Origin of the sequence: Rhodococcus sp. UFZ-B548, assembly GCF_903819475.1 — a bacterium.
Classification (GTDB): Bacteria; Actinomycetota; Actinomycetes; order Mycobacteriales; family Mycobacteriaceae; genus Rhodococcus_F; species Rhodococcus_F erythropolis.
The window spans coordinates 101,574-124,118 of the sequence record NZ_CAIJDS010000001.1; the positions used below are offsets into that span (position 1 = coordinate 101,574).

At 62.4% G+C, this 22,545-nt stretch carries 20 protein-coding genes and 1 tRNA gene; 6 read left to right on the forward strand and 15 right to left on the reverse strand.

Annotation, left to right across the window (positions count from 1 at the left end):
* Positions 1-25: 25 nt before the first annotated feature.
* The 8 genes from H7C86_RS00505 to H7C86_RS00540 all read right to left on the reverse strand — a co-directional run bounded on the left by H7C86_RS00505 (position 26) and on the right by H7C86_RS00540 (position 10,401).
* Positions 26-781 (reverse strand): enoyl-CoA hydratase/isomerase family protein, encoded by a 756-nt coding sequence (locus H7C86_RS00505; protein ID WP_182260918.1) that lies wholly within the window; start codon positions 779-781, stop codon positions 26-28.
* A gap of 120 nt (positions 782-901) precedes the next feature.
* A complete protein-coding gene (locus tag H7C86_RS00510) occupies positions 902-1,750 on the reverse strand; it encodes a Bax inhibitor-1/YccA family protein (protein WP_020970268.1) in 849 nt (282 codons plus the stop codon).
* Positions 1,751-1,927: 177 nt separating this feature from the next.
* Positions 1,928-3,064: a class I SAM-dependent methyltransferase gene (locus H7C86_RS00515; RefSeq protein ID WP_182260919.1), complete on the reverse strand. Its 1,137-nt coding sequence runs from the start codon at positions 3,062-3,064 to the stop codon at positions 1,928-1,930.
* Positions 3,065-3,137: 73 nt separating this feature from the next.
* Positions 3,138-3,824, reverse strand: coding sequence for a nitroreductase (locus H7C86_RS00520; protein WP_020908534.1), 687 nt, complete (start codon positions 3,822-3,824; stop codon positions 3,138-3,140).
* Positions 3,825-3,892: 68 nt separating this feature from the next.
* Entirely contained in the window at positions 3,893-4,798 is a 906-nt protein-coding gene (locus H7C86_RS00525; RefSeq protein ID WP_046378941.1) for a TIGR03619 family F420-dependent LLM class oxidoreductase, read from the reverse strand.
* Between the two features lie 3 nt (positions 4,799-4,801).
* On the reverse strand, positions 4,802-5,653 hold the full coding sequence (locus tag H7C86_RS00530; protein WP_133727846.1) for an SDR family NAD(P)-dependent oxidoreductase: 852 nt from the start codon (positions 5,651-5,653) through the stop codon (positions 4,802-4,804).
* Between the two features lie 46 nt (positions 5,654-5,699).
* Positions 5,700-8,105: a bifunctional diguanylate cyclase/phosphodiesterase gene (locus tag H7C86_RS00535; RefSeq protein WP_182260920.1), complete on the reverse strand. Its 2,406-nt coding sequence runs from the start codon at positions 8,103-8,105 to the stop codon at positions 5,700-5,702.
* Entirely contained in the window at positions 8,098-10,401 is a 2,304-nt protein-coding gene (locus H7C86_RS00540; RefSeq protein ID WP_223257895.1) for a bifunctional diguanylate cyclase/phosphodiesterase, read from the reverse strand. Before H7C86_RS00540 ends, H7C86_RS00535 begins: the two co-directional genes overlap by 8 nt.
* Before the next feature lie 297 nt (positions 10,402-10,698).
* Between H7C86_RS00540 and H7C86_RS00545 the strand changes: the two genes are divergently transcribed.
* The 3 genes from H7C86_RS00545 (at position 10,699) to H7C86_RS00555 (ending at position 13,096) form a co-directional block, all read left to right on the forward strand.
* Entirely contained in the window at positions 10,699-11,376 is a 678-nt protein-coding gene (locus H7C86_RS00545; protein WP_007728823.1) for a tellurium resistance protein TerA, read from the forward strand.
* A gap of 290 nt (positions 11,377-11,666) precedes the next feature.
* A complete protein-coding gene (locus H7C86_RS00550; RefSeq protein WP_020908540.1) occupies positions 11,667-11,861 on the forward strand; it encodes a hypothetical protein in 195 nt (64 codons plus the stop codon).
* A 548-nt stretch (positions 11,862-12,409) separates the two neighbouring features.
* Positions 12,410-13,096: a hypothetical protein gene (locus tag H7C86_RS00555; RefSeq protein ID WP_029255863.1), complete on the forward strand. Its 687-nt coding sequence runs from the start codon at positions 12,410-12,412 to the stop codon at positions 13,094-13,096.
* 93 nt (positions 13,097-13,189) lie between these two features.
* Here the strand turns inward: H7C86_RS00555 and H7C86_RS00560 are convergent.
* From H7C86_RS00560 to H7C86_RS00585, 6 genes are all read right to left on the reverse strand, one after another.
* Positions 13,190-13,266: transfer RNA gene (locus H7C86_RS00560), tRNA-Leu, on the reverse strand.
* A 34-nt stretch (positions 13,267-13,300) separates the two neighbouring features.
* Positions 13,301-14,266, reverse strand: a complete 966-nt coding sequence (locus tag H7C86_RS00565) for a Ppx/GppA phosphatase family protein (RefSeq protein WP_182260921.1) — start codon at positions 14,264-14,266, stop codon at positions 13,301-13,303.
* Positions 14,263-14,808, reverse strand: a complete 546-nt coding sequence (locus H7C86_RS00570; protein WP_020908542.1) for a DUF501 domain-containing protein — start codon at positions 14,806-14,808, stop codon at positions 14,263-14,265. Before H7C86_RS00570 ends, H7C86_RS00565 begins: the two co-directional genes overlap by 4 nt.
* Positions 14,805-15,536, reverse strand: a complete 732-nt coding sequence (locus tag H7C86_RS00575) for a septum formation initiator family protein (RefSeq protein ID WP_042952506.1) — start codon at positions 15,534-15,536, stop codon at positions 14,805-14,807. Before H7C86_RS00575 ends, H7C86_RS00570 begins: the two co-directional genes overlap by 4 nt.
* A 20-nt stretch (positions 15,537-15,556) precedes the next feature.
* Positions 15,557-16,843, reverse strand: coding sequence for a phosphopyruvate hydratase (gene eno, locus H7C86_RS00580; RefSeq protein WP_019744628.1), 1,287 nt, complete (start codon positions 16,841-16,843; stop codon positions 15,557-15,559).
* Positions 16,844-17,057: 214 nt separating this feature from the next.
* Positions 17,058-17,870: a lytic transglycosylase domain-containing protein gene (locus tag H7C86_RS00585; protein WP_182260922.1), complete on the reverse strand. Its 813-nt coding sequence runs from the start codon at positions 17,868-17,870 to the stop codon at positions 17,058-17,060.
* Between the two features lie 140 nt (positions 17,871-18,010).
* On the opposite strand from H7C86_RS00585, the gene efeU reads away from it, so the two are divergent.
* Genes efeU through efeB form a run of 3 tightly spaced genes read left to right on the forward strand, consistent with a single transcriptional unit; the run spans position 18,011 to position 21,339 of the window.
* Positions 18,011-18,913 carry an iron uptake transporter permease EfeU gene (efeU, locus tag H7C86_RS00590; protein WP_021345071.1) on the forward strand — a complete coding sequence of 301 codons (903 nt, stop codon included), beginning with the start codon at positions 18,011-18,013 and terminating at the stop codon, positions 18,911-18,913.
* Between the two features lie 14 nt (positions 18,914-18,927).
* Entirely contained in the window at positions 18,928-20,058 is a 1,131-nt protein-coding gene (efeO, locus tag H7C86_RS00595) for an iron uptake system protein EfeO (protein WP_084325325.1), read from the forward strand.
* The gene (gene efeB, locus H7C86_RS00600) at positions 20,059-21,339 is read left to right on the forward strand and encodes an iron uptake transporter deferrochelatase/peroxidase subunit (RefSeq protein ID WP_019744632.1); all 1,281 of its coding nucleotides are present in this window, start codon (positions 20,059-20,061) and stop codon (positions 21,337-21,339) included. It begins immediately after the preceding gene.
* Here the strand turns inward: efeB and H7C86_RS00605 are convergent.
* Positions 21,312-22,448: a glycosyltransferase gene (locus tag H7C86_RS00605; protein WP_020970279.1), complete on the reverse strand. Its 1,137-nt coding sequence runs from the start codon at positions 22,446-22,448 to the stop codon at positions 21,312-21,314. The two genes, efeB and H7C86_RS00605, sit on opposite strands and share 28 nt — an antisense overlap.
* Positions 22,449-22,545 lie beyond the last annotated feature (97 nt).

Sequence of the window (22,545 nt, forward strand, 5' to 3'; positions counted from 1 at the left end):
GCGGCCGCTTTCGTGTGGTCGTGTTTCAGGTAGTCGTGAATTTCCGAGCAAAACTCCCCAACTCGCGAATCAACGCTCGGGCAGCGTCGTCCTCACGCTGCACAGCGGCGCGGGCGTCGTCGGCCCAACCGTGGCGGAGCAGTCGCTTGGCGGCAAGGACTGCCGGTCCGATGTTGGCGGCAATCTGCTCGGCACTCTCGCGGGCACGTGCCTGTACCTGGTCGGCCGGTAGGGCAGCGGTCGCCAGTCCGTAGGCGGCAGCTTCGATGCCGCTGAGCCACCGGGCCGACAGGATCAGCTCGGCGGCGCGCTGTGTTCCGATCACCTTGGGCAGCAACCAACTACTGGCAGCTTCGGGAGCTGTACCCAGCGACGTGAACGGTGCCCGCAGACGTGCGTCCTCGGCAACGTAGACGACGTCGCAGTAAAGCAGCATGGTCAGGCCGATACCGACGGCAGCGCCGTGTACCGCGGCGATCAAGGGCTTCGGGAACTCCACCAGCGCGACGATCAGCGGCGTGAATGCGTGGCCGAAGTCGGCGTTGTCTGCGCCTGGTTCGGCGAGTGCGCGTAGGTCGACGCCACTGGAAAATGCCTTGCCTGCGCCCTCGACGATCACCACGGCCACGGCCTCGTCCGACGCCGCGTCGTCAAGCGCCTTGGTCAACGCTCGAAAGCCGGCCGCATCGAAAGCGTTCAGGCGGCCCGGATTGTTGAAGGTCAGCGTTCGCACTGCTCCGGCATCCGCCACCAGCACGGGTTCGGTGGTGTTTGTCGACATTCGCTCCCCTTCGCTCCAAACCAAGCAGTTGCTAGGCATCCAAGCACCGTAACCGCCCACAGACGACAAAAGAAGGGCCCCTCGCGGGGCCCTTCTTCGTGTTACGGAACGACTCGAGAACTAGTCGTTGTTGAAGTAGCTCAGCAGACGCAGGATCTCGACGTACAGCCAGACCAAGGTGACGGTGAGGCCGAATGCGACGCCCCAGGCTGCCTTCTCGGGCGCCTGTGCGCGGATCAGCTGATCAGCGGCATCGAAGTCGAGCAGGAAGCTGAAGGCTGCGATGCCGATGCAGACGAGGCTGAAGATGATGGCGACGGTTCCACCATCACGCAGTCCCAGTCCACCCTCGGTGAAGAAGCTCGCGACGAGGTTACCGAGCGCCAGAACGACAACACCGATCAACGCACCGATGATCATTCGCGTCAGACGAGGGGTCACCCGAATCGCACCGGTCTTGTAGACGACCAACATGCCGAAGAACACACCGAAGGTTCCGAGGACCGCCTGCGCAATCAGCATCGATGCGTCAGCGCCTTGGAGCTGGAAGGTGAACATGAACGACAGCGCACCGAGGAACAGGCCCTCGGCCGCGGCGTACGCCAACACGATTGCCGGGTTGTCCATCTTGCGACCGAACGTCGCGACCAGAACCAGAACGAGGCCGACGAGACCGCCGCCGATGACCAGCGGGGCTGCAAGGTCGGCGTTGTTGTTGACGAGGAAGTACGACACCAGTGCCGAGATCGTCAGCACACCGAGCGTGATGCCCGTCTTGGTGACGACGTCGTCGATCGTCATGGCCCGCGAGGTGGGACCGGTCTGGTACGGCTCGGCCGGAGCGTACTGCGGCTGACCGAACTGCTGGGTTGCCTGCGAGGCGCCCGCCGTCGCAGATCCGAACGAGGCGTATCCGTTGCCCTCTTGCTTGGGCAGATTGCGGAACACCGGGTTGCTGGTGGTGCGCACCGTGATCATCCCTTCATCGTGGTGGCCTACGACGGGTGCGTCGCGGGTTCGCCGTACGGATCCGAGTTTCCGACACGGTCCGTGTACCTAACTAAAAGTAAAGCACTCGTAATTTACAACGTCGAAGCGTCGGTTGTAGTTCCCGGCGCATTTCCGGAAGATCAACACTCTTCGATACTAGGACGGTTTGACCGACTTCATCACGATGAACTTCGCGTTCTTCGCCATCGCCTCGCTCGGACCCACCGCGGCTTTCAGCGGTTCGCGATACCCCAGATGCGCGTTGTGAACAGTCCACAACTCGCCACCCGGACGCAGGACGCGACCGGCGGCTTCGAACATCTTGAGTGCTCCGCCGGTGTGCACCGCCGCGCCGACGTGGAACGGCGGGTTCAACAGAACCAGATCGGCACTCGCACTGGGCAACGAACTCACGGCGTCGTCGCGCAGGCCGCTCACCCGATCGCCGACGCCGTTAGCAGTTGCGGTCGCCAGAGCGGAAGCGACGGCTGCCGAGGACTGATCCGTTGCGATCACGTGGACATCCGGGAACTTACGCGCGATCGCCGCCGCGAGAATGCCGCTGCCACAACCCAGATCGATCACGTCGCTCAGCGGATCGACCGCAATCTTTCCGAGGTTCTCCAGGAGCAACCGGGTGCCGATGTCCAGGCTCGCACCGGCAAACACGGCGCCGTGAGCAACGACGTCGAGGTCGAACTCGTCGAGGCGTTCGGTCATCGGGAACGTGATGGCAACATCGGTCTTCGGTTCCGATGCCTTGAGTACGCGGGACTTCTGACGCCCACGCGAGGCGCTGACGTCGGAAAACGATTCGCCGAGAACCTTGTTCATCGCCGGGGTGATGTGCTTGTCACGCCCACCGGCGAAGACACGAACCGCCGGGTCGGCGTGGAGCGCGATCAGCTGAGCGATCTCGGCAAGTTCAGCGAGGCTACGCGGCAATTGCATGAGCACGACGCGGGCGCCGCTGAGCAACTCCTCGTCCAGTCCGTGGGAGGTGAAGGCGTCACTGAAACCGAGTTCGCGCGCATTGTTCGCGAGGGCCAACTCTCCGGTGAGCGGATCCTGGTGAACCCGCACGCCGGCGATTCCGTGAACGAGCGCAACACCGGCGGTCAGCGCACCGTAGTGATCGCCGATCACGACGACGGTGCCCGCCGGTGCCGCGGCAAGAGCGTCGGCGGCCTCGTCGAGGATCAGACGATCAGCCGCGTCGACGGCAAAGAGATTGGGTGCCTCGACATCGGGGAATCGGCGCAGATGATCGAACAGTTCGGGTGTGTCGGACATGCCACCAGTCTTTCAGGTGAATCAGCTCAACACTCAATCCCTGGAAGTGCAGGTGATCAGTTCGACATCCACATCAGTTCGACATCCACTGCACGACGTTGTCGACGGTTTCGCGTTCGGTGCGGAATCCGTTCACCGGGTGGTCGGTATCGGGGTATCCGAACGAGATCGCGCACACGACCTTGCGAGTGTCGTCGATGCCGAAGTGCTCGTGAATGAACTTGGAGCTACCCGCGAGCGCCGCCTGCGGAATGGTGGCCACCCCCAGGCTCTGGGCCGCGAGCAGGAAGCTGTTCACGTACAACCCACAGTCGACGGCGCCGTAGGTGCCCAATGCCTCGTCGGTGGTGATGATCGCGACGTGGGGAGCGCCGAAGAGCTCGAAGTTCTTCATCGTCTGTGCCGCGGAACCGGCGCGGTCACCGTGCTCGATTCCGACGCTCGAATAAAGCGCCATCGCACAGTCGAACCGACGCGACTTGTAGATGCCCTGGTACTCGCGGGGGAACTCGAAGTCCGACTCCTGGGCGTTGGCCATCACGTACTCACCGAGGCCGGCGCGGAATCGTTCGGTGCCCTCTCCTTCGGTGATCGCAACCTGCCACGGTTGCGTGTTGCACCACGAGGGCGTCTTCTGCGCCAGCCGAAGGATCTCCTCGATCACCTCACGTGGCACCTGACGGTCCTCGTAGGCGCGGCAGCTGATCCGGGCATCGAGCAACCCTTCCAGGCTCGTATCCACGACGATGCTCTCGGTCATGTGTTCTCTCCTCGATCAGGCTGCACTACAACACTTCGCACGATAGAACTATCGCTTCAACGCAATAGTCATCGGGTCACCTTTGCGAAGGCCGACACCAGCTCGCCGAACTCCGACATCGCCGTGTCCGGATCCGGATCAACAGCTGCCAGCGCGACCAGCACATCGGTAGCACCGGATTCGAGCAGCTGTTCGGCACCGATCATCGTCGCCGGGAGATCGATCGAACCGTCAGCCCCGCGAACAACGGTCAGTCGCCCACGGACCTGCAATTCCGCTGGATCGCGTCCGAGATCCGCCATGGCCTTCCCGATGACATCGATCCCTTCACGTAGGTCGTCGTCCGCGGCGCCCATGATCGGAATCCACCCGTCACCCCAGGTTGCGACGCGTCGTACGACGGCTTTGGAGAGCGAACCGGATACCCAGATCGGGATTCCAGCGGCTGGACGGGGCGCGCAATACACGTCGTCGAACTTCAGACGAGGAGTGTCGATGCTCGCCGGCGCCGAACTCCACAGGGCCCGGCACACAGCGAGAGCGTCGTCGAGCAACGGTCCTCGTTTACCGAAGTCCATACCGACCGCGTCGTATTCGCGTTGCTGCCAACCGGTTCCGACGCCAAGGTCGAGGCGGCCACCGGACAGCAGATCGAGTGTCGCGGCAGTCTTGGCAAGTACCGCTCCCCCGCGAAGCGCCGCGATGACGATTCCGGTCCCCAAGCGAATTGTCTTCGTCTGTCCGGCAACAAAAGCCAGGACGGTCAGCGGTTCGAGCCAGTTGGCGTCAGGCTCGGTGGGGAACGCCGACCACGTGTATGCCGAGTTGTCCGAGCCCATCACCACATGATCGGTGACGAGGACCCGGTCGAAGCCGGCAGCTTCCGCGCTCTGACAGACCTGCACGAGTTTCCCGTAGGAGTTCTCCGCGAGAGTGGTGCCGAAATTGGGAACGTTCAGACTGAAAGTTGTCATGTGTCAAGCCTTTCGGGGCCGGTTGGTCCAGCCGCCTTCTTCGGTGGGGAACCAGCCTCCGGCAGCGTGCGAGCCGCCGTCGACGTGGATGACGGTTCCGGTGATGTATCTCGCCAGGTCTGAAGCCAGGAACAGCGCGGGGCCGGCGATGTCGACCGGCTGGCCCGGTCCACCCAACGGCGCCCATGCCGGCCACTTGTCCCAGTCGTCGGCAGGGACGATCCTGCGATACGGCACCTGTACCGACTCGATCAGATCCGGGGCAATGGCGTTGACGCGCACTCCGGTTCGACCGATCTCCACACCAAGACTTCTGGTGAACTGCGTCAGCGCGGCCTTGTATGCCGAGTACATGGTGTGGCCCGGGATCGCTCGATGCGCCTCCACCGTCGTCAGGTTCACGATCGATCCACCGGCTCCGCGATCGATCATGCCGGGAAGCAGGGCATGGGTCAGGCGCACGACGTGATCGAAATTGATGTTGCCCGCCTCGGACCAGAATCCTGGATCCGTACCGGCGAACGCTGTCGGCGGGTTCAGGAAATGACCCACATTGTTCACCAGAACGTCCGGCGCGAACTCGGTCAACGCGACGGGGACCTCCTGCGCACGCACGTCGTACTCGAGATGGTTGATCGAACCACCTGCAGCTGAGTCGAATTCGACCTCGCCCAGCGGTGCCATGTCCACAACCAGAACTGACGCGCCATGCGAGGCAAATGCTCGAACGATCGCTGCGCCGATTCCCTGGGAACCGCCTGTGACCACTGCCTTCTTACCCACCAACATCGGCCCTGGGAAGTACGCCGATCCGACCACCACGAAGACACCCTTCTGCAGTTCGATGTGAATCACTTCGGCGTACCGTCACACATCGATCGCCAAAACGGGCGCAAAGTTCTCACTCAGTGGTAGCCGCGACACCCAGCCTGCTCGGACCGCCTGGTCGCTCATTCAAATAGTCCGGAATCTCGGCTGCCCGTATCGGCATTCCCTCCAAGTACCCCTGGATCACGTCACATCCGCACTCCGTCACTATCGCGCGCTGCCTCTCCGTCTCCACGCCCTCGGCAACGGTGTCCAGCCCGAGAGATTTGGCAATCGCGATGACGGCTCGCAGGACAGCGAACCTCGAATTCGAGGGATCCGCGTCCAGCGGTGCGACGAACGCCCGATCGATCTTCAACCGATCGAGCGGCAGCCGGGCCAAGCTGGCAACCGAGGAGAACCCTGTACCGAAGTCGTCCATCGCAATCGCGATTCCGAGCGCCGAGAGCTGTACCAACACATCTCGGTCGGCGTCGTCGATGACCAGCGATTCGGTCACTTCGATCTCGAGTCGGCTGGGGTGGAGGTTCACCTCGTTCAGTGTCTGGCGTACCGATTCGACGTATCGACTCGAACGCAGTTGCACCTGAGAAACATTGACGGCAACCCGAATGTCCTCCGGCCACGTTGTCGCTGCCGTGCAGGCAGCCCGCAAAACACCTGCACCGATCGGCACGATCAAGCCGGTTTCCTCGGCGACCGAAATGAAGTCTCCCGGCGAGACGAGACCTGAAGTCGGATGGTTCCACCGCAGCAGAGCCTCGAACCCGACAACAACTCCCGTCGCGGCTGAAACCTGCGGTTGATAGACCAACTCGAACTCTTCGTCGATCAACGCACGACGAAGATCCAACAGTGCTCTGGCCCGACCTGTCGCACGATCCCGCAAAGTCGCATCGAAGGCGCGAATCTGGTTCCGACCGCTCTCCTTTGCGTGGTAGAGCGCGAGGTCCGCAACAATCACCAGGTCTTCGAGGCTGTCGGCGTCGTCGGGCATCGAGCCGTACCCCAGACTGGCACGAATGCGAATCTGGTTGCCGACCAGTGAAAATGGTCGTTCGAATGAGTCGAGAATCGTTTGGAATCGTTCCTCCACCTCATCTGCACTCGCGATGTCGTCGAAGGCGGAGTCGTCGAAGGCGGAGTCGTCGAAGGCGATGGCAAACTCGTCACCCCCCAGTCGCCCACAGATCTCGTTCGAGCGCAGAACGCTGTGCAGCCTGCTCGCAACATCGCGAAGCACGTCGTCTCCGACGTGGTGTCCCAACCGGTCGTTGATCGACTTGAAGTTGTCCAGGTCCAGAATCGCCAACCACACTCTGCGTCCGTCCCGAAGCCTCGACGAGAGCTGAGAGTTGAAGCTGTACCGATTCTTGAGCCCGGTCAGAGAATCGACTTCCGCCAGTCGCAATATATTTTGACGCTGGTGATAAGAGTGCGTGATATCGGATCCGACACCGCGCCACCCGTAGTCCGCCCCGTCGCCGCTGGCGGGGTGACCTGACATCGACCACCAGCGAGTATCGCCCCGTACGACAACTTGCATGGTGAGGTCCCGAAACGCCGTCCCGGCTTGAAAATTCGCGGTGAGAAGATCAAGGGACTTCCTGCCCGCATCTGTTCGAGATGCGCCGATCCCGATCAGGATCTCGTGCATGGTGCGGCCCCGAATCTGCGCTGCCGGTAAACCGACCTGCTCGGCAAATCGATACGACACGGTACTGGCGATACCGCGCGAATCGGTTTCCCAGAGCCAATCCTGCGCTCCGTCTTCGAGATCGTTGAGCAACAATTCGACGAGATCTCGTTCGTCCTCGGCTACGAGTTCGGCGCGTAGCCGTCTCTCGAAGAGGTTGGCCAACAGCAAAGTTCCGCTGTAGAGCGAGCCTACGAAGATGACCAGCACCCCGATCAGTACATAGCGCGAGGGTTCCGGCTCGGTCCAGAATCCCCCCGCCAACCCAAGCCCAACCAGTCCGATCCATATCAGCGTGAATCCGCGAAACATCAATGTCGGGAAAACGCCGACTGCGATGCCTCCCATCAATGTCGAGGTCAGCACCAATTCGTTACCAGGATCCAGGATCGGGAACAGCACCAGCGCCAGGCACGCGAGCAAGACCCCCCACACGACGACCTGGGTTGTGAGTACAACCAATTCGGTGGTCTGCGACTCCGAAACCCCCAGCCGCGAGCGCCCCAGCCAATAGAGGCTGAACGCGATGCTCGACACGGCCACGACGCTCGGCCATACCCAGCGGAACATCCCGGTATCTGCCGGCAGAAGCACCACGATCGTCGAAAGCGCGATAGCAGCGATCAGGAAGGCCCACGGCAGTACTCGCGACGTGAACTCCAGGCGTCGGTTGAGAAGTCGGTGACGATCGTAATCCGAAAGGTGGTCGTCAGAACCTCGTCGACCGAGCCTGCGCACGGTGGTTACGACTCGACGTCTGCGTACCACCGCCGGGTCATCCACGTCGGCCTGCTGTCGCCAGCGCCACTGCCTGGACAGACATGACTTCGCCGGCAGCACGCCCCTGCACCGTCCGCACCCCCGCAGCCGCAACGGCCTTCAGTTGCTCCTCGCTGTCCACCCCCGAGACAACGACCTCCATTCCCAGTGCGTCGACCAGATCCACGAGCGCTTCGAGGATCGGCCGCCCGCCGGGCGCCGCACCGGAAATGGAGCGTTCGATGCGCACTCGCGTGAACGGAAGGCCGGACAGTGATGCAAGGGAGGAGAATCCGGCTCCGAACTCGTCGACCGTCAGCGATACTCCCATCTCCGCGATGGCATGCAACGCGGCTCTGGACTGGTCGGTAATGACAGAGGACTCGTCGAGTTGGAGCTCGAACTGCCCTGCCCTGGCATCTGATCGACGAAGCGAGTCGCCGACCGCCTCGATGAACGCCTCCGATTCGAGCTGACGCGTCGATACCGCGACGGCTACCCGCAGGTGATCAGGAAGACGCGACGCCGCCTCGCACGCCAGCTCGAAGACTGTCGTTCCTAGTGAATAAGCCAAACCTGTGTCGTCTGCCACGCTCATGAATTCGGCGGACGTCACAGCTCCGAGGCGGGCGTTGTGCCAGACCACGCGGACCTCCACGGCCACGATCTCGCGGGAGAGCACGTCGATCCTGGGCAGCAGCTCGAGTTCGAGGTCCTTCTCCGCGACGGTGTTTCCCAGATCTTCGAGCAGGCGGGCCCGCCGATCGGCCACGGACTTCATCGAGTCTCGATATTCACGCACGGCCCCGCGCCCAGATTCCTTTGCCGCGAACAATGCGAGGTCCGCAGCGCCCATCATTTCGTCGGCGGAGGACGGCAGTTCGGCGGGGAGGTAGTACCCGATGCTGCATCCGATCTCCAACCGCGTGCCGGCCACTGTGATCGGCTCATGCAGAGTTTCGATGTAGCGGCCGAGCAGAGTACGAACTTGCGAACTGTCACCCATGTCGGTGAAAAGAATCGCGAACTCGTCTCCACCCAGACGTGCGAACAACTGTGACATTCCGCCGGCTTCGGACAGGCGATCCGCGACCTCTCGCAGAACCGCGTCGCCAACGGTGTGACCCAGTGTGTCGTTGACCGATTTGAAGTTGTCGAGGTCGAGCATCGCCAACGCGAGACCACTTTCGCTTGTGTACGGATCACGCAGCAGTCGCTCGAGCTCGGTCCAGAAGCTGTGCCGGTTCGGCATGCCGGTCAGTGCGTCCACGCGACCCATCCGCACGATCTCGTCACTCTGCAGTTTCACTTCCGTGACGTCGGAACCGACTCCTCGCCAGACGAACTCGTCAGGTGTGCGGCCGGGGCGCGGGCGTCCGGAGATCTGCCACCACCGGATTTCACCGTGCACTCGGACCGGAACGAGCACGTCGACGAATGCGGTCTTCGTGTGGCGGGCTTGCTGCAGCTCCATGAGCGCATCGATTCCGCCGGGGATCCGTAGAGTGCCCAGCTCCATGAACAGGTCTTGCCACGCCGTTCCCTGCAACTCGGCGGAGTCCAGCCCCGCTTCGGATGCGAGCCGCGTCGGGATTCGGTTGAATTTGCCTTTCTGGTCCGTCTCCCACACGAAGTCCCCGGCGTTGCCTTCGAAGTCTTCGAGCAGCATCTGCACAACCGATCGTTCCGATGCTGCGCGCAGCTCGGCTCGGTAGCGAGATTCCAGGTTGCCCGAGACCACTATCGTGCCGCCGATCAGAGCTGCTCCGTACACGATCAATCCGATGAGAATTCGTTCGAACTCGGGCCCCGGTTGGAGCCAGAACGCCACGCCCAAAATCACGAGATTCGACAGGACCCAGGTGAGTCCGACGATCCGCAACATCGCGGTAGCCACGGCTCCGGCGCCGGTGATAGACGCGGACGCCGCCGTGAGGATCAGATCGCCGGAATCGTCCAGGATCGGGTACAGAACCAGGGCGAGGGAGGAATACAGGATCCCGACTACGGCAAATTCGACGATGAGAAACGCGTAGGACATCCGGTACGTGGGTGCGATCAGGTTGAAATGAATGGCGAGACCGACGCACATCCCCACCAGCCCGATCACTCCGGACAGGAATGGCCACAGGCGCGGCAACGGTCCGCTGTCCGGCGGAATCACATACAACGTCAGCCCGAGTGTGACGACGAGGTGGACAGCAGCGGCCCACGGCAGCACGCCGAAGGTGACGGCTATCTGCTCACGAGTGACGTCATCGCGCTGCGCGGGCGTCAATCTTTCTCTCTGGTGGGGTTGCAGAAGAGACAGGACCGACATCACTTACCTCCCGCTCCCACGACTCAATTCGAATCGGACGTCCGACTCAGCAATTCTCTCGTAATTAGGCACTGCGGTGCCAACCAGTACGTCCGACCTATTTCGGAGTCAGGTCTGCCCACAGACACAGTAATCAGCAAACTACTGGTCTGCCGGTAGTTGGTGCGGCAAGTTTGATGCGGATGGGTTGAAATCAGACATGAGGGACAATGGCCGGAGATCGCCGATCACGTCGGTGGAGATTCCTCGACGGGTAACACGATCGGACTCATTCGAGTTCAGACAAGGACTATCACGATGGCAATCGACTACACCCGACGTTCCGGCGAGTCCACTCCGTCGCAAGCACCGGTCAGCCTGAGCAAGATCACGCTCACCAAATCGGCACCGACGGTCAACCTCGCGAAGGCGGGTGAACGACAAGGCAATATGCGGGTGAACCTCAACTGGTCGCAGGGAGCACCACCGAAGAAGACCGGTTTCCTCGCCAAACTCGCCGGCGCAGGTTCTGGCGCGGTCGACCTGGACCTCGGATGCCTCTACGAACTTGCCGACGGGTCCAAGGGAGTAGTTCAGGCCTTGGGCAACAGTTTCGGTTCACTGACTTCTCCGCCCTACATCTCCCTCGACGGCGATGACCGCAGTGGCGCGAACACCGGCGGCGAGAACATGCACGTCAATCTCGGTGACCCAAGCGCTTTCCGGCGAATCCTGATCTTCGCGATGATTTACGACGGCGCCCCCAACTGGGCGGCCGTGGACGGCGTCGTCACCCTGTATCCCACCAACGGCCCCGAGGTGGAAGTGCGGCTCGATTCGGCCAGCAACCAGGAGCGGTTGTGCGCAATCGCTCTCATCCAGAGTTCAGGTCAGGGCGTGACGGTGACCCGCGAAGTTCAGTACATCAACGGCAGTCAGTCAGATCTCGATCGGGCCTACAACTGGGGAATGAAATGGGCGGCTGGACGAAAGTAGGTGTCGCGGGCGGGGTGTCCCCCATCCGAATGACAATGTCCGAATCGTCCACAATGTCGCAAGTTACTGGATAGTGTCGAGAAGTGGGGTCGGACATGAGGGGTCACGCTCGACACCGATAGTGGGTCGGTGACGCTATGTGCTTGGCGACACCGACGTTCGACCGGAAAGGCCCTCGATTTCCCCCGAGATCGAGGGTCTTTTCGTATCTTGCGTCACTGTTCGGACCCGTTTTATTAGTTGATCATTAAACTAAGCGTTCGTCCAACATGTACCGATGGAGAACGTGAATGTCCACGAATTCAGATCGACGCCCGCGCCTGCCCGTGAAAATCGCCTACCTCACCGCGGGAGTTCTCTTTGTCGCCGCCATGCTCCTGCTGGCAAGCGTCGTCAACCCTGACCGGGACCGCGATTTCTCCATGAACCACGTCCCCGCGGGGACGTCGGTGACCTCCGTCGTCGCCACCACTGACCTCGGCTAACGAAGGTACTGGTACGTAAGTGGCGCGCGTCACGAAGTGTGGGTACCTTCAACGCCAATGGTTCGCCGTAGGTCGGTATTGAGAGGGACGGCCAACCACTGCCCTGCCTGGTTGCCCCACCCAAGCAGGCAGGGCACCCCTTCAACTCCATCGATTTTTCTGCGGATCCACGCCGACACACTCTGGCGTCCGGACAGTTTCACCGCAGCGCCTGCAGTAATGGGTCCGATGCCCGCCATTCTCGGTCGAGGCACACCCGCAAACCTCCCAGCCGACGAGGCACGTATTGGCCGTCAGCGGGTGTCCGTTCGCGCAGCGGTCCGGGGATCGCTCGGTTAGCCGCATCTCCACATTTTCGCACACACGTTCGATATCTTGGTACTGCACACTGCAAATTCGATTGCACCGGCCGCTTCCGGTCAGCCCGAGCGCAACTATCCCTTCTGTCACTTCGGTCTGCTTTAATACGAAGGCTTTGTCGGGGGTTTACCAATGTCCGAAGTTGTCGAGTTTCTGCGAGCACACGCAGGCGAACACGGGGTTGAACTATGGGTTTCTTCAAGAAGGCGGCTGTGACTGCTCTAGCGGTCGCTGCAGTCGGAGCATCAACAGGGATCGCATCAGCTGATCCGTCAACCGACGTGAATTACGAAGCGAAGATCGTCGACAAGTCGATCGTCACCACCATCGATGCCGGGTTGTTCAAGGTGTCCGGCGACGGCAAGTCTGTTGTCTTGCAGGACAGCAAGGGAGCCGACCTTGTTTCCCTGCCTCTCGCATACAACCTCGGGGATCTGCAGTTCCCCTTCGATCGCACGATCAGTGAAGACGGTAAGACCCTCACACTGACACCGATCACCGATTCGGCGAAGGCAACACCTCGACCCGAGAGTGCGCCTGCGGCAAAGGAATGGACGCCGGTAGCCTCGCCCGAGGAGAATGATCGGGCGATTGCGCACTTCCAGAGTCAGCTCGGTCTCGGCACTCAGGTCGGCAGCCTGCTCGGCACCATCGTCGGCGCCGGAATCGGTTGCGCTGTCGGCGCTCCGCTGGGCTTGACCATCGTCGGACTCCCTGTCGCTGCGGCACTGTGCCTGGGTGGTCTCGCAACAGGAGCAGGAATCGGCGGTGTCGCCGGAACGATCCTCGGTGGCGGCGGCGCGGCTGTCGTAGCCGGCATCGATCTCGTCAACACACTGAATGCGCCTGCCGGAACGACCGTCTGGGCCCAGTAGCCACTTGGTGGTCAGTCGTTGCTCCACGAAAAACCCCGCCCGTCCGAAGAGGACGAGCGGGGTTTTCCGATTCAATGTGCAGGCGGATCTACTTGGTGCCCCCAGTCGGACTCGAACCGACACTTGACGGATTTTAAGTCCGTTGCCTCTGCCAATTGGGCTATGGGGGCCTTGACGCACCCGACTGGTCGGGTGCGTCGGGAATCAGACTATCGGGTGGGTCTGAGCTATCGACATCGCGATGCCGTCGAGGATGTCGTGTTCGCTGACAACCAGTTCGGTGATCCCGGCTTTGGCTTCGAATGTCTGAGCCAGCACCGTGGTGATGATCGCTCCGCCGCCGATGACGTCCACCCGCCCCGGATGCATCGGGCCGAAGGCAGCGCGATCAACCCGAGGCATGGCGGTAAGTCGCTCGCACACCTCGAAAAGTTGCTTGAACGGAATCCTCGACAGGTGCACCTTCTCGGCGTCGTACTCCGGAAGTTCCTGAGCAATCGCGGCCAGCGTCGTCATGGTTCCAGCGACACCCACCCAGGTGTGCGCCTTCTCGACGGGCACGGCCTCGAATGCCTCGGCCAATTTCGCGGTCGCAAAAGCCGTCGCCTCGGAAACCTGCTCTGCCGTAGGCGGATCCGACGGTAGGCACCGCTCAGTGACGCGCACACAGCCGATGTCGCTGGAGTACGCAGCCTGGACGCCCGACGCGACGCCGAGGACAACTTCGGTGGACCCGCCGCCGAGATCGACTACCACAAAGGGGCCCTCGGACGGATCAAGTTCTCCCACAGCACCACCGAACGAGAGTCGCGCCTCTTCGTCGCCGGTGATCACCTCCGCTCCGGATCCGGGAATCACCGCACCGAGCACGTCCCGCGTCATCATGAAGAAGTCTTCCCGATTCGCAGCGTCGCGAGTAGCCGACGTCGCGACCATTCGAACGGCGGTTGCTCCGGCATCGGCGATCATCGACGCGTACTCGACCAGCGCGACCCGGGTGCGTTCGATGGCCTCGGGCGCGAATGTCCCTGTCGCATCAACACCTTGACCCAGTCGCACGACGCGCATCTCGCGCCGGACATCCACCAGACGGCCGTCGGCGCCGACGTCGGCGATCAGCAGTCGAATGGAGTTGGTACCGCAATCGACTGCGGCAACACGGCGAGTCACCGGTCGGCGGTGTCGGCGTCGTCGATGCCAGGCCAGTCCGCGGGAATTGCAGTTCCGCGGAGCTTTCCGTGGCCGGCCAAGGCAACGGACTCGTCACCGAGCGGATTGACGCCGGGACCCTTGGCAAGCGAATGCGCCATCAGCACGTGCAAGCACTTGACGCGATCCGGCATCCCGCCACCGGCAAAGTCGGTTCCGAGAGATTCGATCGCGTCCCGTTCGGCAAGGTACGACTCGTATGCCCGTCGGTAGGCCGCGGCAAGTTCCGGATCCTGGGTCAGGCGTTCGGTCATTTCACGCATGACGCCGGCGGATTCCTGACGGCTCGCTTCGGCAGTCAGTCGCGGGTCTGTTAGGTAGTACAGCGTCGGGAACGGTGTTCCGTCCGGAAGTTTGGGGGCAGTCTTGACGACGCCGGGCTGACCGTCCGGGCTGCGGTACGCGATCTCGATCACTCCGCGTGGCTCACGGCCCAATTGAGCGGCAACGGCGTCGAGATCCGCTTGTGAAACCTGTGGGGAATTTTCGGACGTGTTGCTCACCCGGTGGGTACTCCTTGTTCTTCTGGCTCTATCGGCGCCAACGGCATCGGGGCCGGTGTCGTCGTCTCGGGAACCACTGGCGGTTCCGAAATCGTTTGCCACAGATCGCGATACCACGGACCTGTCAGCGGTGTTTCCTTTTCCTGCTTCTTCTCGGGTTCCTTGTAGTCGCCGGGAAGCTGAACCTGAAACGGGGTCTCGCCCGGTTTGACATACCGAAGGCGTTCTCGTGCAAGAGCTTCGATGTACGCAGGGTCGTCGAAGCGCGCGTTCTGGCCCTGCAGCTTTCGCAGTTCTTCCTCGAGCACCTGACGTTCGGCCGCCACCTGCGCGGCATCCGAACGCTGGCTGATGTACGTACGCAGCGGCACTGCCAGTGTCAGCGCCAGCATGAGCACAACCATCGCGAGCACAACGGCCCGACTGGTGGACAAGCCGAAAATGGTGTTGTCCGACTTCGGAAGCCGAGACCAGAACTTGTTGGTTCCGCTCTTCCCCCGGGCCGACTTCGACCCACGCGCCGACGCTTTCTCGGCGGAGACCCCCGGTTGCGCGGGGTCTGTCACAGCGGAATCAACTGCTGCCGGATCTACCGAAGATGCCGGTTCCGACGCGCGTGGGCGTCGAGCACTGTCACGACGCGCACGCGACGGTGTGTCCCCACGACGGGAACCACGACCCCCCGGACTTCCGCCGGGGGATCGTGGCTTACCGCGCTGTGCAGACACTACTGAATCTTAGATTTCCGTCAGGCCTCGAAAGCGAAGCGCGGGAACGCAACCTCGCCGGCGTAACGTGCTGCGTCGCCGAGGTTCTCCTCGATACGCAGCAGCTGGTTGTACTTGGCAACGCGCTCGCTGCGGGCCGGAGCACCGGTCTTGATCTGACCGCTGCCGACGGCAACCGCGAGGTCGGCGATGGTGGTGTCCTCGGTCTCGCCGGAACGGTGGCTCATCATCGTCTTGTAGCCGTTGCGGTGAGCGAGATCGACGGCGTCGAGGGTCTCGGTCAGAGTGCCGATCTGGTTGACCTTCACCAGGAGTGCGTTTGCCGCACCCTTGACGATGCCTTCTTCGAGGCGCTCGGGGTTGGTGACGAAGAGGTCGTCGCCGACGAGCTGGACCTTGTTGCCGATCTGATCGGTGAGTGCGACCCAGCCGTCCCAGTCGTCTTCGTCGAGCGGATCCTCGATGGAAACGAGCGGGTAGGCGTCGATGAGCTCGGCGTAGAACGCCGCCATCTCGGCCGCGGTGCGGTTCTTGCCCTCGAACTTGTAGCCGGTGCCATCGGTGTAGAACTCGGTGGCGGCGACGTCGAGAGCGAGCGCGACGTCGGTGCCCAGCTTGAGGCCGGTCTTGTTCACGGCGATCGTGATGAGGTCGAGTGCTTCCTTGGTGCCCGCGACGTCGGGAGCGAATCCGCCTTCGTCACCAAGACCGGTGGAGAGGCCCTTCTCCTTGAGGACCGACTTCAGGGAGTGGTAGACCTCGGCACCCCAGCGCAGCGATTCCTTGAAGCTCGGTGCGCCGATGGGAGCAACCATGAACTCCTGGACGTCGACACCGGTGTCGGCGTGCGCGCCACCGTTGAGGATGTTCATCATCGGGACAGGGAGAACGTGAGCGTTGGGGCCACCGACGTAGCGGAACAGCTCGAGGCCCGAGGACTCGGCAGCGGCGCGAGCCACGGCAAGCGAGGCACCGAGCAGAGCGTTTGCGCCCAGACGCGACTTGTCCGGGGTGCCGTCTGCGTCGAGCAGCGCCTGGTCGACCGTGCGCTGCTCGGTTGCGTCGATGCCGATGATGGCCGGAGCGATCTCGCCGAGCACAGCCTCCACGGCCTTCTCGACGCCCTTTCCACCGTAGCGTGCGCCACCGTCGCGCAGTTCGACGGCTTCGTGCTCACCGGTGGAAGCACCGGACGGCACCGCAGCCCTGGCGAAACTTCCGTCTTCGAGCAGAACCTCGACCTCAACCGTGGGGTTGCCACGTGAATCAAGGATCTCGCGAGCTCCGACCTGCTCAATACTGGCCACTGTGTGGTTCTCCTTCGAATGGGCTTCGCATTGGGGCACGCTCTGCGTGCTTGACACTTGGGCTCCGACCCCTCCGGTCGAAAGAGGACCACGATCGCGGCTGGGCCTCTGCAGTGCCAGCACCTCTGTAGTGCCAGCACACAGCCTAACCGCACGGGCCGAAGGCTTCTTTATCGACGCGCGGTCACGGGCCCGACCTGCGGATCGATCACCGTCAGTCCGGCCGTACCCCGACTGAATACGCCGACGCGCGATCACGAACCAGCGCGAGATAGTCGCCCGAGAGGTTGTACGCCATGAGCGCCTGCTGCCACCCGGCAGCGGCAGTGAGGTCTCCCCCGCGTGCACACAGGTAACGAGCGGCGGTGAGGGCAGCGTCGTCGATGTTGTCCGGGTCCACCCGGCCGTCGCCGTTGGCGTCGACTCCCCATTTGAGCCACGTCTCAGGGATGAACTGCATGGGCCCCATCGCACGGTCGTGCACTGGATCGCCGTCCATCGCCCCGCCGTCGGTGTCGGGGATCTCGGCAACTCCCGGGCCACCGTCCAGAGGGATTCCCCGAATAGTCGGGGCGACCTGGCCGAACGCATCGACCGACGAACCGTCGTAGGTCCCGTGTCGGCTCTCGACGCTGCCGATACCGGCCAATGTCGTCCACCCGATTCCGCAGCTGGGAAGCGTCTCGGCCATGACCGCAGCGGCGTACCCGTACGCCTCGAGTGCCGTGGTCCCGATCCCGATGTCGTCCGACAATCCCGCGGCCCAGTCGGCGAGTTGATCAGCACTGCGGCCGGGGGCATTGATGTCGATCGGTGGCGTCGGAGAGCCGTTACCTGGGGGTATGCCCTCCGGAATGGCTACTTTCGGTTCGTTCGATCCACACGCCACGATGCCTGCGCCCAGCAAGGCTGTTCCGGCAGCTACTGCGGCTACGACTCTCGAGAGACGCCGGGGACTTCTGCGGGCTGCGGGAGTTCGGTACACCCTTCCATCATCCACATGCGAGCGAAGTACTCCCGAATCCATTGGTAAAGAACAGCAAAAGTACAGGTCAGGGCGTGGTTCACCACCGATTGTGGAGTATCTTCTTCTGAGTTAAGGCTGGCCTAGCCTCATACGTTCGGCAGAAGCTGTCGCACTCACTCAGTCAGGAGTCGCCCGTGCCCGTGTCGGTACTCGCTGCCGCGAGCACACCATCAGTTGCCACCCAGTTATTCGGTAGTGGCCTGATCGGTCTGCGCGAAGGCCTCGAAGCGGGCATCGTGGTGATGATTCTCGCTGCCTACCTCGTGAAAGCTCAGCGCAGGGATGCACTCAAATGGGTGTGGCTCGGCGTCGCGATCGCCGTCGCAATGGTGGCGATCATCTTTTTCGCGATCCACTACGGAACGTCGACGGTCGACGGCCTGACCGCAGAGATCATCGCGGGCGTTGCCTCCCTGGTCGCCGTCGTCATCGTCACGATCATGGTCCTGTGGATGCGCACGGCTGCGAAGAACATTTCCGGCGATCTGAAAGCGGGGATGGAGAAGGCGTTGATCGCCGGCCCCGTCGCCATCTTGTCGCTGTCGTTCTTCGCGGTCGGTCGTGAAGGCGTCGAGACAGCGTTGCTCATGGTCGGATACGCCGAGAACACCGCAGGCAGCTCCTGGCCGTTGGTCGGACTGCTCCTCGGAATTCTCCTGGCCGCCGTCTTGACCGTCGCCATGTACTTCGGCGCCCTCCGTCTCAACCTGACGACCTTCTTCCGGTACACGGCGATCTTCCTCATCGTCGTAGCCGCCGGAATCCTCTCGTACGGTGTTCGCGCTCTACAGACCGGAAATGTGCTTCCGGGCGGTTCGAATCTCGCGTTCAACCTGACACCCGGCTACGACCCGTCGACCTGGTACGGCACCGTCCTCGCCGGAATCTTCAACTTCCGCCCGGATCCGACGGTCCTCCAAGCCGTCGCGTGGGTCGTCTACCTCGTAGTCGTCCTAGCACTCTTCCTGCGTCCCCTTCCGTCGAAGCCAACCGAGCCGACGGCCCCGCCTGCGCACGACACACACGTTCCCGAAAAATCCTGAGAGGCATTGCCGACATGCGTAAATCCACCCTCGTACTGGCCACGGCTGCGGTACTTCCCTTCTCCCTCGCCGCGTGCACCGAGAAGACGACGGCGAGCGACGGCGACATCGTCGTCACGGCCACCGACGATTCGTGTGACGTCAGTGCCACCACCGGGACCACTGGCAGTTCGACGTTCCAGGTGACGAACAACGGCTCGAAGGTCACCGAGTTCTACGTCTTCGCCGAGGGTGATCGAGCGATGGGCGAAGTCGAGAACATCGGCCCCGGCCTTACCCGGCAGCTGATCGTCTCCCTCCCCGAGGCTGCGACCTATCAACTCGCGTGCAAGCCGGGCATGGTCGGAACCGGCATCCGCCAGGACTTCGTCGTCACGGGCGATTCGCAGGCGGCCACCGACGAGAGCGGACAACTCGCCGAAGCTGCCGACGGCTACCGGCGGTACATCCGCAGCCAGATCGTCGCGCTGCAGGACACCGCAGCTCAGTTCGTCGCCGCCGTCCAGTCCGGCAACGTCGACCAGGCGAAGGCACTGTTCCCGATCGCACGTACCTACTACGAGCGCATCGAGCCCGAAGCCGAGAGCTTCGGCGAACTCGATCCCAAGCTTGACCTGCGCGAAGCGGACCTGGAGCCCGGTCAGGTCTGGACGGGATTCCACCGCCTCGAGAAGGATTTGTGGGTCACCGGACTTCAGCCGGATACCAACGCAGTCGCCGATCAACTGCTCGAAGACATTCAGTATCTTGCCGATCAGGTGAACGCCGAGGACTACACGATCGATCCAACCAAGATCGCCGGCGACGCCCAAGGACTGCTCGACGAGATCTCGACTTCCAAGATCACCGGAGAGGAAGACATCTTCTCGCACACCGACCTGTGGGACTTCCAGGCCAACGTCGACGGCTCACAAGCGGCGATCGCGGCACTGAACCCGATTCTGCAGGAACGTAATCCCGAGCTCGCCCAGCGCATCGCGGACCGATTCGCCGACCTCGACGCCGCTCTGGCGCAGTTCCGCGTCGGCGACGGATTCGTGTACTACGACGCCGTCACCGAGGCGCAGCGTCAGGAACTCTCGCGTAAAATCGATGCTCTGTCCGCCGAGGTCAGCCAGGTCCAGGAAGTAGTCGCGGGACAGTAGATGACTGATTCACCAGAAGGCACACCCGCTGCGGAAAACGCAGCACCGCACGCAGTCTCACGGCGCCGACTGTTCGGCGCCGTGGGGGCCGGCGCCGTCCTGGCCGGTGCCGGTGCCGTCATCGGGCGGGTGACCGCCGACGAGAATTCCGGCACCGATCACGCAGACGTGGTGGCTTTCCGCGGCGAGCATCAAGCAGGCATCACGACGCCGGCCCAGGATCGCATGCACTTCGTCGCTTTCGATGTGACGACGAAGTCGCGCGACCAACTGATCACGCTGCTGCAGACGTGGACGGCGATGGCCGAACGAATGACGGCGGGTCAGGAAGCAACCGAGGACGGAGCGACCGGCGACGGTCCGTACGCGCCACCGAGCGATACCGGTGAGGCACTCGATCTCGCGCCGTCGCAACTCACCCTGACCATCGGATTCGGACCGTCACTTTTCGACGACCGTTTCGGGCTCGCAGACAAGAAACCTGCTGCCCTGCTGGATCTCCCCCACTTCCGCGCGGACAACCTCGATCCGAATCGCAGCGGGGGCGACATCGCCATCCAAGCGTGCGCCAACGATCCCCAGGTTGCCGTCCATGCGATCCGCAACCTCGCGCGAGTCGCTTTCGGGACCGCGTCGGTCAAGTGGTCACAACTCGGGTTCGGGCGAACGTCCTCGACCTCGACGACGCAGGCGACACCACGAAATCTGTTCGGGTTCAAGGACGGAACAGCCAACATCAAGGCGGAAGATCCAAACGCACTCGCCCAGCACGTCTGGGTTGATCCCACTGACGATCAGGCCTGGATGGCAGGCGGCTCATTCCTCGTCGCCAGACGAATCCGCATGCTGATCGAGCAGTGGGATCGCGCAGTACTCAAGGAACAGGAAGCCGTCATCGGCCGCTCCAAACGCAGCGGAGCGCCACTCGGCGGCAAAGACGAGTTCGACGAACTTGATCTCGATTCCAAAATGGGCCACGACTTCGTCATCCCGGAGGATTCACACGTGCGCCTGGCCTCTGCCGAGGAACTCGGTGGGATTCAGATCTTGCGCCGCGGATACAACTTCACCGACGGCTCCGACGGCTTCGGCCACCTGGACGCGGGACTGTTCTTCGTTGCGTACTGCCGGAATCCGGTCGAGCAATTTGTTCCGATGCAGCAAAACCTTTCACGACACGATGCGCTGAACGAATACATCCAACACGTCGGTTCTGCCGTCTTCGCGTGCCCCGGCGGTCTCGCCGACGGACACTACTGGGGCGAAACACTGTTCGCGTAGCCGAACACCGGAACACCGGTCCAGGTTGCGATCTCGGAGCGAAATCTGCGCACGGAGTACTTCTCGTACGAGCGGGCACCATTCACGTCCACCGCGGCGACATCTCGGATGCACTCGGCCACCGATTCCCAACTGTCGTCGTGGAAATGGAGTCCGTCGACACCAGGTGTCACGGTTTCCGAAGCTCCACCAATGCTGTTCGTAATCACGCGCGCACCCGCAGCCATCGCCTCCACCGGCATGATTCCGAAGTCTTCGATCGCCGGAAAGACGTATGCGAGCGCCTGCTGATACAGCGCAAAAAGCAACGCATCCGAGGGGCGACGAACAATTCGAACGGGAACCGACGCAGAGTCAGCCATCGCGCGGAGCCGATCCTCTTCCGGGCCCGACCCTGCGATGACAGCAGCCGTCCCGGCCCGCTCGGCTGCCCGGATCACCCAGTCCAAACGCTTGTACGGAATGAACCTCGAGGCACCGAGAACGAATGGTGAGGGCAAACTGGATAGTAGCTGAAGTTCGTTTTCGCTCAATCGGGACCGCCAATCCTCGACGGCGGAGATCCGGTCGACGTCCACCGGGGGGTGGATGACCCGTGACTGCACGCCCCAGGCGCGCTCAACCCGTCGACTGACGAACTCACTGTTCGCTGCGAACGAGGCCCCCTCCGACGCTCTCTTGCGGTCGATTTTGCGCAGAATGGGTGATCCCAGCCTCGCGAGTGGCGAGTTTCCACGCTCGTCCAGTTCGGGGTTCCACACGTACCTGGCGGGGGTGTGCACATAGACGAATTTCCGGAATCGCGCAGACTGCTCCCTGAATGTTGCGTGATGGGCAAACACGTGGGAGCTGATCAGCGCGAAGTCATAGCCGCGGTTCTCCAACCCTCGCCAGGTGAACGGCATGACAGGCAATGAGAGCGCTTTGCTACGACGCAATGGCGTTGCAGCGAGCGCACTTTCGTTGACATCGGTTGTCGAGTAACGCCCGGGAGCATCGTTCCACAGACAATACAGGTCAGCGTCCGGATAGCAGTTGACGAACTCGTCCAGCACCTTCTCTGCGCCGCCCGAACGCTCTATCCATTCATGGACGAGTACACCTGACATTTTCGGACTCCTATGCGCTTTTTTGGCGCTCCACAAACCTAGAGATTGCCGGATCGGCACCAAACAGACTACTGGTATGTTTACTAGCAACATACAG